The sequence below is a fragment of the Calditrichota bacterium genome, from assembly GCA_014359355.1.
GTDB lineage: Bacteria > Zhuqueibacterota > Zhuqueibacteria > JANLFK01 > Oleimicrobiaceae > Oleimicrobium.
The window spans coordinates 1-12,582 of sequence record JACIZP010000299.1 but is presented as its reverse complement, the minus strand read 5'-3'; the positions used below and the strand labels follow the sequence as shown (position 1 = coordinate 12,582).

14 protein-coding genes are annotated in these 12,582 nt (G+C 62.7%); 13 read left to right on the top strand and 1 reads right to left on the bottom strand.

Annotated features, from left to right (window positions below):
• From H5U38_12825 to H5U38_12805, 5 genes are all read left to right on the top strand, one after another.
• Positions 1 to 324, top strand: a 324-nt coding sequence (locus H5U38_12825) for a T9SS type A sorting domain-containing protein (GenBank protein MBC7187910.1), incomplete at its 5' end; no start/stop codon positions are given.
• A gap of 148 nt (positions 325 to 472) precedes the next feature.
• The gene (locus tag H5U38_12820) at positions 473 to 772 is read left to right on the top strand and encodes a YXWGXW repeat-containing protein (GenBank protein MBC7187909.1); all 300 of its coding nucleotides are present in this window, start codon (positions 473 to 475) and stop codon (positions 770 to 772) included.
• Positions 773 to 867: 95 nt separating this feature from the next.
• Positions 868 to 2,430 (top strand): hypothetical protein, encoded by a 1,563-nt coding sequence (locus H5U38_12815; protein ID MBC7187908.1) that lies wholly within the window; start codon positions 868 to 870, stop codon positions 2,428 to 2,430.
• 198 nt (positions 2,431 to 2,628) lie between these two features.
• Positions 2,629 to 3,312, top strand: coding sequence for a hypothetical protein (locus tag H5U38_12810; protein MBC7187907.1), 684 nt, complete (start codon positions 2,629 to 2,631; stop codon positions 3,310 to 3,312).
• 68 nt (positions 3,313 to 3,380) lie between these two features.
• Positions 3,381 to 4,841, top strand: coding sequence for an L-seryl-tRNA(Sec) selenium transferase (locus H5U38_12805; GenBank protein ID MBC7187906.1), 1,461 nt, complete (start codon positions 3,381 to 3,383; stop codon positions 4,839 to 4,841).
• Between the two features lie 4 nt (positions 4,842 to 4,845).
• On the opposite strand, the gene rlmB is transcribed toward H5U38_12805, so the two are convergent.
• Positions 4,846 to 5,583: a 23S rRNA (guanosine(2251)-2'-O)-methyltransferase RlmB gene (gene rlmB / locus H5U38_12800; GenBank protein MBC7187905.1), complete on the bottom strand. Its 738-nt coding sequence runs from the start codon at positions 5,581 to 5,583 to the stop codon at positions 4,846 to 4,848.
• Between the two features lie 215 nt (positions 5,584 to 5,798).
• On the opposite strand from rlmB, the gene H5U38_12795 reads away from it, so the two are divergent.
• From H5U38_12795 to H5U38_12760, 8 genes are all read left to right on the top strand, one after another.
• The gene (locus tag H5U38_12795; GenBank protein ID MBC7187904.1) at positions 5,799 to 7,139 is read left to right on the top strand and encodes a polysaccharide deacetylase family protein; all 1,341 of its coding nucleotides are present in this window, start codon (positions 5,799 to 5,801) and stop codon (positions 7,137 to 7,139) included.
• 73 nt (positions 7,140 to 7,212) lie between these two features.
• A complete protein-coding gene (locus tag H5U38_12790; GenBank protein MBC7187903.1) occupies positions 7,213 to 8,022 on the top strand; it encodes a 1-acyl-sn-glycerol-3-phosphate acyltransferase in 810 nt (269 codons plus the stop codon).
• A gap of 119 nt (positions 8,023 to 8,141) precedes the next feature.
• Positions 8,142 to 9,326: a DNA helicase UvrD gene (locus H5U38_12785; GenBank protein ID MBC7187902.1), complete on the top strand. Its 1,185-nt coding sequence runs from the start codon at positions 8,142 to 8,144 to the stop codon at positions 9,324 to 9,326.
• Positions 9,327 to 9,334: 8 nt separating this feature from the next.
• Positions 9,335 to 9,889: a nitroreductase family protein gene (locus H5U38_12780; GenBank protein ID MBC7187901.1), complete on the top strand. Its 555-nt coding sequence runs from the start codon at positions 9,335 to 9,337 to the stop codon at positions 9,887 to 9,889.
• 8 nt (positions 9,890 to 9,897) lie between these two features.
• Positions 9,898 to 10,650, top strand: a complete 753-nt coding sequence (gene sfsA, locus H5U38_12775; protein ID MBC7187900.1) for a DNA/RNA nuclease SfsA — start codon at positions 9,898 to 9,900, stop codon at positions 10,648 to 10,650.
• A 115-nt stretch (positions 10,651 to 10,765) separates the two neighbouring features.
• Positions 10,766 to 11,236: a peroxiredoxin gene (locus H5U38_12770; GenBank protein ID MBC7187899.1), complete on the top strand. Its 471-nt coding sequence runs from the start codon at positions 10,766 to 10,768 to the stop codon at positions 11,234 to 11,236.
• A gap of 68 nt (positions 11,237 to 11,304) precedes the next feature.
• Positions 11,305 to 12,174 carry a winged helix DNA-binding domain-containing protein gene (locus H5U38_12765; GenBank protein ID MBC7187898.1) on the top strand — a complete coding sequence of 290 codons (870 nt, stop codon included), beginning with the start codon at positions 11,305 to 11,307 and terminating at the stop codon, positions 12,172 to 12,174.
• Between the two features lie 15 nt (positions 12,175 to 12,189).
• Positions 12,190 to 12,582 (top strand): hypothetical protein (locus H5U38_12760; GenBank protein ID MBC7187897.1); only part of this gene is annotated, 393 nt, incomplete at its 3' end.

Genomic DNA, 12,582 nt, shown 5'->3' with positions numbered 1-12,582 from the left:
GCCACCCCGGCTGGCCAGCAGACTCTGCCGGCGAGGTTTGCTCTCTTGGGGAATTCGCCGAATCCTTTCAACCCCGGCACGTCGGTGAGGTTTGAGCTGCCCGAGCCGGCACAGGTGAGGATTACCATTTACAACGTGCTCGGGCAGCCGCTTCGTGAGCTGGCAAACGCTGCCTTTGACGCTGGCCAGCATGCCATCTTTTGGGACGGCAAGGACCGGCAGGGCAACCAGGTCGCCAGCGGTCTCTACATCTGCAGGCTCGAGGCACAGGCAGCCTCTGGGGCGCGGCACCTGTTTGTGAGCAAGATGCTGCTTGCCCAGTAGGCGAATGCTGTGCTCCTCCCAGGAGGGGACTGGGATCCGGCCCGGTCCCCTCCGCTCCATAGAGAAGCGCAATCGGACACCGGTGGACAGCTGGGTGAGTGAAAAAATAGCGCGCTTCGGGAAGTCCCTGAGAAAGGAGGTATGGGTAATGCAACGCGCTTTCGTCATGTTCTTGATAGTGACTGTAGTATTTCTCCTCGCTGCGGGGTGCGCGAGCAGAGCGGTGTATGTGCGCACGGCCCCGCCCGCCGTACGCGCGGAGGTGAGCGGTCCTCCTCCGTTCGCAGGTGCCGTATGGATAGCCGGCCATTGGGAATGGCACGGAAACTGGGTGTGGACGCCGGGCCATTGGGCCAAAGCTCCCAAAGGGAAGGTATGGGTACCCGGATACTGGCGAGAGACACCTCGCGGCTGGAAGTGGGTAAAAGGGCACTGGGCACCTCGGTGACTGTAAATAGCCAAGCGCACTCAGAACGGTAGGGGCCAGTGCTCTCGCCGGTCACTCGTAAACTTGCCCTCCTGACCAGGAAGGTCACCCTGTCCATGACCTTCCTGGTTTGCTTGTGTGCGGGGGCACTTCACGCCCAGGACTCCCTCCGCCTGAGCATCGGCGCGGAGGACCAAGAGACGGCGCAGACCCTCTACGAGCTGGCACTCCTCCGCGTGCAGCGCATCGTGCCCGACTATTGGACGCGCGGCGACACCAATGCACTGGCCCCAGAGCTTCGCCCTTTGCTGCAGGAGGCCCTCCGCCTGGCGGCGCAAAGAGAATGGGAGGCTGCTGAAGCCTTGCTGAGCGTCGTTGCCGACTATGCGTCGGCCACACAGACTCGCCCGGCCCCTTCGAGGCCCTCGGAGACCCCTGGGCCTGAGCCGGCAGCTCAGCGCCTGCGCTGGTACCCCGAGCTATTCATGGGCATAGAAGGATGGAGGCAGCGCTTTTCCCTTCCCGGGGAGCTTCAGGACACGACTCTGGCGGAAAGCTCGGGCAATCCCCTTCTCGGTGTGCGTGTTGCCCTGGAACGTGGCACGCCGCGCGACCAGTTGATTGACGGTGCCTTTGAGCTGCGCTCCAGCCGGGACTATCAAACCGGACGGCTTTCTCTCGGCTATCGGGCCCGATTCGGGAAAGGGCACTACCTTGCCCTGCAAAATGACATAGAGGGAGCCGTTTTCCGGGACCCAGGTATGCCGGATTACACCCGGGATAATCTGCGGGCGGAACTCACCTATGCGCTCGCCCCCCAGGTAGCGACCGCGCTGACCTACACGGGGGCCTTGCAGCGCTACGCAAGTCCGGGGCAGTTCTATGCCAACTTTGTTGCCCATCGCTTGGGCGGAGAGGTCACGGCCGTTGCCGGGCCAGCGACGCGACTGTCGGTGGGTTATGACTTCGAGCACTGGCGGTACCCCTCTGTGCAAGCGCGGGACTTTGATGACCACCGCCTGAGCAGCCGGTTTTTTCACCGGGGGATCTTCATCGAGGGAAGCGCCCGCTACCGCTCGTTTGTGGCGCCCTTTGCGGACAGCCTTTACAACAACGATTACCTGGAGGCGCAGGTGCGTGCCGAGTGGCGGCGGGACCTGCTTCCCTGGCTGGGTCTGGTACTCCGCGCCGAGCTGTGGGTCAGGGACTATGCCTACCAAAGCTCGGCAACGCCTGACTATCGACTGGTGGAGCTGGCACCAGCCCTCCGTTTCCCAGTGACCAGGGCTGGCGTCATCGAGGTTAGCTATCAGCTGCAGAAGCGCACGCCTGCGCAGGTGGCCAGTCTGACAGATGATCCGTTCGCGCGCATCGACGAATACCTCTCCCAAGGCCCCGCGCTCGCTGTGGACGTGAGTGGCCCTGGAGGCCTGCTCATTTCCGCGAATGCTTCTATCGGCAAGGTCGTGTACCCGGCCTCCCCCACACGTGACGCCTCAGGACTGTCCTTCTTTTCGGACCGCCGTGCTTCCGCGCTGATGTGCTTCATTACCTGGCCACTCTCTATGCATTGGGAGCTGGAGGTCATGGCCAACTACGACGCCGACCTCGACACCAGGGAACAGGCCTATGACTCGCGCACTTCCTTCCTCACTCTTGAACTGCGTTACCGCTTCTGATTTCCGACCCCAATTTGCGCCGGGCCTCTCGCCGATCCGTTGAAAGACCAAGCCGGCACGAAACAATTCCTCTCTGGGGCCGTTTCAAAGGGGTGTGGGGCCTGGAGGAGGCGAGGCTCTGTGCTCTTGTGGGATCCGGTTCTTGCCCGAACTGGCGGACTATGACCCCTGGGCTCCTGTTGGAAAGGGAGGTGCGACATGAAAAGGACAAACGAGGCGATGCTCGTGGCCGGGGCGCTCATCACCCTGCTTGGCGTACTGCTGCTCGTGACCAATTTGGGGGTTGTCGCTCTGGAGAGACACACTGTCTGGACCGTCATGCTGAGCGTCTCAGCCGTGGCTTTTGCTCTTAGCTATTCGCGCGATCGCCAGCAGTGGTGGGCGCTGCTTGTGGCGTGCATCCTCGGCCTGATGGTATTGGAGCGGATTCTCCCCTCTCTCACTCATGACCAGCGCGGATTCATCTGGGGAGTCTCTCTCTGCGTCGTTGGCGCACTGTTTCTCGGTGCCTTTCTGCGGCAGCGCCAGCAGTGGTGGTGGCTCATACCCAGCGGAGTGTTGTTGACTCTTGGGGTCACCGCCCTTCTGCGGAGTGCTCACCTTGTGCCTGGGGGCTATCATGGCGTGCTCTTTTTCACCGGCTTGGGGCTTACCTTTGGGGTTCTTTACATGCACGGCAGGCAAACGGAGAGCCTGCGCTGGGCGCAATATCCGGCGGTAAGCCTCCTCGCCGTCGCCGCTTTTCTGGTCCTGGTGCAGGTGCCTGGCGGAGAGGAGTTGGTGGTGCCGCTTTGCCTGTTGGCCGTGGGACTCTTCGTGGTCACGCGCAACCTGCGCCGCCTGAAGGGCAAGGGGCAGGCCTCGCCCGAAGAAACAGCTTGACATTTCGCCGCAGTTTTCATAAGATTTCTGTGCCTATCTCACAACGGCCTAAAGACTGCGGTGGTGGTATGCGAGCGAAGCAGGACGTCGAGGCACAACAAGCAGGTGCAAGCCCCGTGAGCTTGCTCCCCTCGGTGGAGGCGGTGCTTTCGTCAACGGAGGGCGAGAAGCTCTGCGCGCGTTTTCCTCGTTGGCTGGTGAAGGAAGAAGTGGTGCACGAGCTCGCGGAGTTGCGCCGTCGCCTCCTTGCGGGCGAGAAGCTGAGACTCAACTCGCGGGCAGCCGTGGTGGCCTCTGTCCTGCGGGCGGTGAGGAGACGCCTCACCGCTCTCCACCGTCCCTCCCTCAGGCGGGTCATCAATGCGACCGGCATTGTGCTCCATACTGGACTGGGCAGGGCACCCTTGGCTGAGGTAGTGCGCCGCAACGTCCTGGCCGTCACCGAGCACTATTGCAACCTGGAACTTGACCTCGAGAGTGGCAAGCGCGGAAACCGCCTGCAGCACGTGGAAGATTTGCTGTGTCGCCTGAGTGGGGGCGAAGCCGCGTGCGTGGTCAATAACAATGCCGCGGCCGTGTTGGTGGCCTTGAACACGTTGGCTTGCGGCAAAGAGGCGATCATTTCCCGCGGCCAGCTGGTGGAGATTGGCGGCTCCTTCCGCATGCCGGAAGTCATGGAAAAGAGCGGCACCATCATGGTGGAAGTGGGTACCACCAACAAGACCAAGCTCAGCGACTATGAGCGCGTGATTTCCGTAAAGACCGGCGCGGTGGTGGTGGTGCACACCTCCAACTACCGCGTCCTTGGTTTTACGGCGGAGCCAGCCCTAAGGGAGGTTGTCGAGCTGGCCCATGCGCACCACGTGCCGGTGATCCACGACCTGGGCGGGGGAGTGCTCATTGACCTGCGCAAGCTCGGACTTCCCTATGAGCCGCTGGTGCAGGAGAGCGTGCAGGCAGGGGTAGATGTGGTGACCTTCAGCGGCGACAAGGTGCTGGGTGGGCCGCAGGCGGGCATCATCGTAGGTCGGCGTGCCTACGTGGAAGCCATCAGGAGCAACCCTTTGATGCGCGCAGTGCGGTGTGACAAGATGACCATCGCGGCTCTGGAGGCCACGTTGCGGCTCTTCCTGGACGAGGAGCGGCTGCTGGCCGACAACCCCACGTTGCGCATGCTCTCGGCGCCGGTCAGCGCAGTGGAGGGTCGTGCGCGGCGGCTCCTGGAACTGGTCGCGGCCGTGCACGCCGAAAGGCTCCATGTGCGCATCGAGCAGAGCAGCGCGCAGGCAGGAAGCGGGGCGTTGCCCTTGGAGCAGATCCCCAGCCGCGCAGTGGTGGTGAGCTGTGAAGGCGTCAGCGCTCACGAGCTGGCCAGTCGGCTGCGCAGCCTGCCGGTACCGGTAATTGGCTACGTGCAAGGAGACGAGCTCTACTTAGACATGCGCACGGTACGCGATGACGAGCTGCCTCTTCTTGCGGCGGCCCTGCGCAAAGTGATTGGCGCAAGAACCGCGGCTGGGCGGGGGTAGCTTCTTACCTTTCGCGGCGCTGCCGGCGAGCCTCAAAAAGCAGGATGCCGGCTGCCACCGACACGTTGAGCGAACTAATCCTGCCGTGCATGGGGATGCGCACCAGAAAGTCGCACCTCTCCCGCGTCAGGCGCCGTAGCCCCCGTCCTTCCCCTCCCAAGACCAACGCGGTGGACCCGGTGAGATCCGCGGCGGTATAGTCCTGCGGCGCATCTTCGGCTGCCCCAAAGAACCACACGCCTCTTTCCTTCAGCTCTTCCATTGTCCGTGCCACGTTGGTAACCCTCACCACCGGCAGATGAGCAGTTGCGCCAGCAGCAGCTTTCTCCACCACAGGGGTGACGGCCACGGCACGGTCACGCGGGATAATGACCCCATGCGCTCCCGCCGCTTCGGCCGAGCGGATGATGGCGCCGAGGTTGTGGGGATCCTCCACGCCATCCAGGAGGACAAGCAGCGGGGGCTCGTGCCGCTCATCGGCTCGCCGGAACATGTCGTCAATCCCTGCGTAGGCAAATGGCTCCACTTCGGCTACCACTCCTTGGTGCTTGGGGGTCTGCGCCATTCGGGTGAGCTCTTCTGCGGGCAAACGTTCGGCCGGCACATTGGCGGCGGCAGCCAGGGAGAGGAACTCCTGCGTTGCTCCCGGGCTGAGGGTGGTGGCAAGCCACAAGCGGCGCACGCCCCGCCTGCTGCGTAAGAGCTCGCGCACCGGATTGCGTCCGTAAACCAGATTTTGCAATTGGCCTCCTCGTGTGTGGCGGCAGCCGATGAAAATGCTCTCTTCCCTCGCGTCAAAAATACCAAATGCCCAGCAATTGGTCAAGCAGAAACTGGGGCGGGCACGTGGCCAGCCGACCTGCTGCTGCCTTTCTTTTCCTTGCATCGGTCGCTTTTTGCCTTGACTTTTTCTGGCATTTGTGGTAAAATTGGGCAAGCCATGAGGAGCCGCACTTTATGCTGAGCGAGAGCGAAGAGTACTGCAAGAACCACCCGGATCGTCTTGCCAAACGGCACTGCTTCGTGTGTGGAGCGCCTATCTGCGCAGAGTGCAAGCGGCTGGCGTTTCACCACGTATTTTGCAGCACCGCCTGCATCGGTCGCTTTCTGCTCGCTCAGGCTGCGCGGGCTATTGGCAGGGGAGCATCCCGCTTGCGCAGGCTCCGTTGGCGCCCGAGTTTTCAGTCCCTCTTCAACTTGCTCATCGCCATGGCACTGGTCATTGCCGCTTTGACGCTACTGCGCCTGCTACGCACCAGCCAGCGCCTGGAACAGCACCTGACCGGCTTTGGCTTACCCCTCAGCGTGGAAGCACCGGATACGAGCGCCCTGCGCGTCAGCGGGCCAGGGGCGATGGTGAGCAGCAGTACCTTCGACATCGTCGGCGAGGCAGGGCCGAACCAGATCATTAGCCTGTGGGCCGATGGGAATTTGCTGGCGGTGACCATGGCGCCCGAGGGCACATTTCGTTTCGCGGGCGTACAGGCCCGGCGCGGCCAGAACCGGTTTGTAGTCCGCGCCACCTCGGCGGACGGCTCCGTCCAGGTCTTGCAGACCATTGAGTTTTTCTACGGCTTGCCCACGGTCAACTACCTGGCGCGATCTTTCGATCGGGGCCCTACCGACACGCGCCTGGTGGCCCTGACCTTTGACGGCGGCTCTTCGGACAACGCGGCAGCTGAGGTTCTCGATGCGCTGCGCAGCAAGGGCGTGCGCTGCACTATGTTCCTGACCGGAGCCTTTATCCGCCGCTACCCCGACCTTGTCCGTCAGATGGTTGCCGACGGACATGAGATCGGTAACCACACCTGGTCTCACCCACATCTTACCACCTATGCGGAAAACGGTCGCCACCTGACCAGGCCTGGCGTGACGCGCGAGCTGTTGCACCGCGAGCTCCTCGCCACCGAGGAGCTGTTCCGGAAAGTCACGGGCAAGGAGATGGCCAAGTTGTGGCGGGCGCCGTACGGCGAGCATAATGCCGAAATTCGCGCGTGGGCCGCCGAGCTCGGCTACCGCCAGGTCGGGTGGACCATGGGACGGAACGGCAACGAGACCATGGACACTTTGGATTGGGTGGCGGACAAGAACTCACCGGCATACCACACGGCCGAGGAGGTGGTGGAGCGCATCGTGAACTTTGGGCGCTCCGAACCGCAAGGGGCAGCGGGCGCCATCATCCTCATGCATTTGGGCACGGAACGCAAGGACGACCAAGTGCACAAAATGGTGCCGCTCATTATCGATGGCCTGCGGGAAAGAAACTATATTTTTGTGACCGTTTCGCGGATGATGTAGCAGATCTCGTCTGCGCTGTGCGATGGTGCTGACGTGCAGACGGGCGACTCTTAGAAGGACCAACGAGAGGGCTATGGAGCGGATCCTCCTCAACGAAAAACTGTATGACTTGTGGAAAAAGCGCTCGGAATGGTGGGTGCGCACGCAACGCGTCTGCGTGTCCGGCCTGCAGCACATCCCTCGTCAAGGGGCAGCCGTGCTGGCGGCCAACCACATCAACTGGAAAGACATTTTCTTTATCGGGGGTGTGGTGCCTCGGCGGGTCTCATTTGTCGGGACGGCCGAGCTCTTCGACCTCGAGGTCTGTCGCGAGATGGTGGAGCGGTACATTCGCGAACATTTCTCTTTCGCCTGGGCCAAGGGCACTATTCGCAAGGTGAGTGATTGGGCGGCGCGAGTGATGGTCTCGCGCGTGCCCTATTGTGGCACCATTCCGGTCAAACGCGGGGTAAACGACAAGTCGTTCTTTGAGTTGGCCAAAGAGGCGCTGCGGCAGGGCAGCCTGCTGTGCATCTTTCCCGAAGGTGGGACCTCCCGCCCCGAGCGTTTGCGTCGTTTCAAGCACGGCTTGGCGAAGATCGTCTACGACTTGCATCACGAGGGGTTGGAGGACATCCCCATTTTGCCCACGGCTCTGCGCGGCACCGAGCACCCCTACTTTCCGGGCAGGAAGCTGACGTTCCGCGTAGGTGCCCCGCATTACATTCGCGACTACCTCCTCAACCACGAGAAACAGACCCTGCGTCTGTTCAGCGAAAGGCTCCGAGACAGCGTCCAAGAGCTCTTGGAGAGGGGGAGAAAGTACGCGCGGCGCGTTGGCTTCAACGAGGAGAGCGCTGCCGAGGACTCGACCGTGGAGGAGTTCCCTCTGTGCGCCACGTGAGTTACCCTGCCGAATGGCCGGGGAAAACGCAACTGCATGACCGCTGAGGACGAGACGTGCCACGATTCATCGCTGACCTGCACATCCATTCGCGTTATAGCATCGCCACCAGCCAGGATATGGGTATCGCCGAGGTGGCCAAGTGGGCGCGGCGCAAAGGGATCGCGCTCATGGGCACGGGCGACTTTACCCATCCCAAGTATCGGCAAGAGATCGAGGCCACGCTTCAGGAGGACGGACACGGTCTGCTCCTGCCCAAGGATGGTGACGGCAGCGTCCGCTTTGTGCTGAGCGCGGAGCTGTCCGCCGTCTACGCGCAGGGCGGCAGGACGCGGAAGGTGCACCTCTTGGTCTACGCCCCGACGCTGGCCGGGGCAGACACCATCACCAGGGCCTTGCAGGTGCGCGGGAGACTGGACGCAGACGGACGTCCCACCTTTGCCCTGTCCGCACGTGACCTGACGCGCGTGATCCTGGACGCTTGTCCTGAGGCGATGGTGATCCCCGCCCACGCCTGGACGCCGTGGTTTTCAGTCTTTGGCGCCAACTCTGGATTCGATTCCCTGGAAGAGTGTTTCCAGGACATGACGCCGCACATCAAGGCCATCGAGACCGGGCTTTCGTCCGACCCGGCGATGAACTGGCGCTTGTCGAAACTGGATCACATCACTCTGGTCTCCAATTCCGATGCCCACTCTCCTTCGCGCATAGGACGGGAGGCCAACGTTTTCGACTGCGAGCTGGACTACTTCTGCCTCAAGGAGGTCATCGAAACTGGCGACCGTCAGCGCTTTCTCATGACCATCGAGTTTTTCCCCGAGGAGGGGAAGTACCACTTTGACGGACATCGGCGATGCGGTGTGGTGTTCTCGCCGGAGGAGACCAAACGCCGTGGCGGTCTTTGCCCGGTGTGTGGCAGGCAGCTCACCATTGGCGTCATGCATCGGGTTGATGAGCTCGCCGACCGGCCGCCTGGTTTCGTGCCCGCCAACGCAGTTCCTGCCGTGCACCTCATTCCCCTGCAGGAGATTATCGCTGAGGCGTTGGGACAAGGGGTGGATACCGTGGGCGTGCAGAACGAGTACCTGCGACTGGTCGCAGAAGCGGGCAGTGAGTTCCGCCTCCTCCTCGACCTTGACGAACGTGAGCTTGCCAGCTTTGTGCCCGAACGCATTCTCACGGGCATCATGCGGGTGCGACAGGGCAAGCTCCACATTGTGCCTGGCCACGACGGGGAGTTCGGCAAGATCATCATCTTCGCCGAGGACGAGCAGCAGGGCCAGGCCCAACTCAGCCTTTTTTGAGACGACCAATGCGGTCATTCCTCGAACTGGTGCAGACTCGCCGCAGCATTAGAAAGTTCGCCGACCGGCCGGTGGAGCGGGACAAGATTCTCACCTGCATTGAGGCGGCACGATGGGCGCCCTCTGCCGAGCACGTGCAGCCGTGGCGGTTCGTGGTGGTGGATGACCCGACGCTCAAGGCAAAGTTAGCGGCTGCTGCTTTCGGTGGCATCTACGCGCCCACGCGTTGGGCTGCTGCCGCGCCCGTACTCATCGCCCTGCTGGCCAAACCCGACGTGCTGGCCAATCGCTTGGGGGCGCGGATCCAGGGGACCAGGTACTACCTCTTGGACATGGGCATTGCTGGCGAGCACGTGGTCTTGCAGGCGCATGAGCTGGGCCTGGGCGCTTGCTGGATTGGCTGGTTCAGCGAACGCGGTGCGCGCAAGGCGCTGGGCATACCGCGGCGCTACCGGGTTGTCAGCCTCATCGCCCTTGGCTACCCTGCCCATGCGCCCCTCAAGCCGAAAGCGCGCAAGAGCCTTGAAGAGATCTGTCGGTTCAATACGAGCGAGGGACTGTAGGCGCGCCCATGCAACTGCCCGCCCCCTTGTTCTCCGGCACGCTCGTGCGGCGCTATCAGCGATTTCTCGCGGACGTGCGTTTGGCCGATGGCAGGCTGGTGACAGCCCATTGTCCCAATAGCGGCAGCATGCGCGGATGCAGCGCGCCGGGGAGCCTTGTGCTCCTCTCCGTTGCTAACGACCCCAAGCGGCGTTGCGCCTTCACCTGGGAGCTGGTGATGGTGGACGGCGCATGGGTGGGCATCAATACGCTGCGGGCTAACCGCCTGGTGGCAGAGGCATTGCGTGGCGGACTGGTGCCCGAACTTTCCGGCTACGACGAATTGAAGCCGGAGGTGCGGTTCGCTCCCCACACGCGCTTCGACTTCATGCTGAGCGGGCCCGCTGGCCGCTGCTTTGTGGAAGTGAAGAACGTCACCTTGGTCGAGGGTGGCGTCGCCTACTTTCCTGACGCGGTGACCACGCGCGGTAAACGGCACCTCGAAGAGCTGGTCGCGGCGGTCGCCCGCGGGTGGCGTGCAGTCATCTTCTTTGTGGTGCAAAGGAGTGATGCGCAGCTCCTGCGGCCAGCTGACCACATCGACCCGGCCTATGGCGGTGCCCTGCGGCAGGCAGTGGCGGCGGGCGTGGAGTGCGTGGCCTATCGGGCGCGGGTTTCCGAGAGTTGCATCGAATTGGAGCGACGGATATCCTGCTGTATTGAACGGACTGGACAGAAGAGCGCGAGTTGGCCAAGGCGCCGCCGCGAAAGAATGCATTGAGAAACATGAGGTGACGGCGGTGAAAGGAAGGGACTGGGCAAAGGCAGGAGGGATGATCTGGCTTTTCCTCCTGTTGGCATGCGGGAAGACTGAGGTTGAACGCTGGGCGCTGGGCATGCCGCGGGTCAGCGCCCCGGCGCCAGAGTTCACGCTTCCTGCAGACGACGGCTCGATAGTGAGCCTGAGTGACTTCCGCGGCACGCGACGGGTAGTCCTCTACTTCTACCCTCAGGACCGCACGCCCGGCTGCTCACTTGAAGCCGCGGCTTTCCGCGACCGCCTGGGCAGCATCGATTCTTTGGGAGCCACGGTGTTGGGGGTGAGCGTCGACAACGCCCAGTCGCACCAGGAGTTCTGCCAGGAGCTCGAACTCAACTTCCGCCTGCTCAGCGACACCAGTGGTGCGGTCTGCCGCGCTTACGGCAGCATGGGCCCGGACGGCAGGGCGCACCGCTCCACTTTTGTCATTGACGAACGCGGCAACGTGCGCGCCGTCTTCCCCGTGGTGAAGGTGCAGGGACACGTGGACGAAGTGCTGCGAGTTTTGCGCGCCATGGGGGCGCTTCGCCCGGAACAGACGCCGTGAAAAGACGTGGGGCCCCTGCTGCTGCACGTCGCGCTGCGCAGCCAGCTCGGAGAGCCGGCGCGAGTCGTTTGCGCCTGAGCTGGGAGGAAGTCGAGCAGCGCCGCGATCGCCTCTATCGGCGCACCAGGGAGTTGCGCGTCACTTCGGTGCGAGAGGCCTTAGCCTTTGTGAATCAGGTGGGTTTCTGTTTTGCCTTTGCCGCACAGCGTTCTGAGCTCCCCTGTCTTTGGCATGCCGTGTGCGGGGAACGGAACCCGCAGATGCCGGAACACATTCAGCACGACTGGTCCATCGGCCTGGTCTGGGAAGCGAAGGACGTGCTTGCCGCTGAGAAGAAGATCTACTACGGCAAGGCGCTGCGCTCCCGCCCCACCATGATTTCCTTGGAGTATTTCCCTTACTTCTGCAGCGCGCGAGGCATAGCAGATGACGCTGCGGACTATCTGCACGAGTACCGCCGCGGCCACCTCAGCCCCGCGGCCAAGCGCATCATGGACGCGCTGGTCGAGCGCTCTCCCCGCATTACCCGCGAGCTGAAAGAGGCGAGCCGACTTGCCAGTCCCGCGCAGCGCTATGAATTCGACCGGGCTATGGCCGAGCTGCAGATGAAGCTGTACATCGTCAAAGTGGCGGAGCTCTATGAGCCTTTCACCTTTGTGTGGGACCTGGTGGTGCGGCGTTTTGCAGCGGAGGTCGAGAGAGCGCGGGACATGGAGCCGCAGCAAGCGCGGACGAAGATCCTGGAGAAGTACTTCAGCACGGTGCTCGTCTCCTCGCCGCTGCATATTGCGCGTCTATTCGATTGGGAACCGCACGCCATCCGCCAGGCGCTGGCTGAGCTGCACGCGCAGGGCAAGGTCATGGAGGTTGACATAGAAGGCGAGTCGAGGAACTGGCTGTTGTCGGCGAGTTGGGAAACGCAAAGTCTGAGCCGATAGAGACGAGGAGGGCACATGCCAGGCTCCACCTGGGCGATACTCATGGCCTCTGCTGCATCCATAGGCTTTGTCCACACGGTCATAGGACCCGATCACTATTTGCCGTTTGTGGTGCTGGCGCGCGCACGCAACTGGCGGGTTGCGAAGACGCTCCTGGTCACGCTGGCCTGCGGCATCGGTCACGTGTTGAGCTCGGTCCTGATCGGCGCGGTGGGCGTGGCTGCGGGAATTGCCGTAAGCACTTTGGAAGGGATCGAGAGTGCGCGGGGCCAGGCAGCATCGTGGCTGCTCATCGGGTTTGGCATCGCCTACACCGTGTGGGGCCTGCGGCGGGGCATAGTCAGCCGGCCACATTCGCATGTGCACGTCCATGAAAACGGCCACGTGCACACCCATCCGCACACGCAC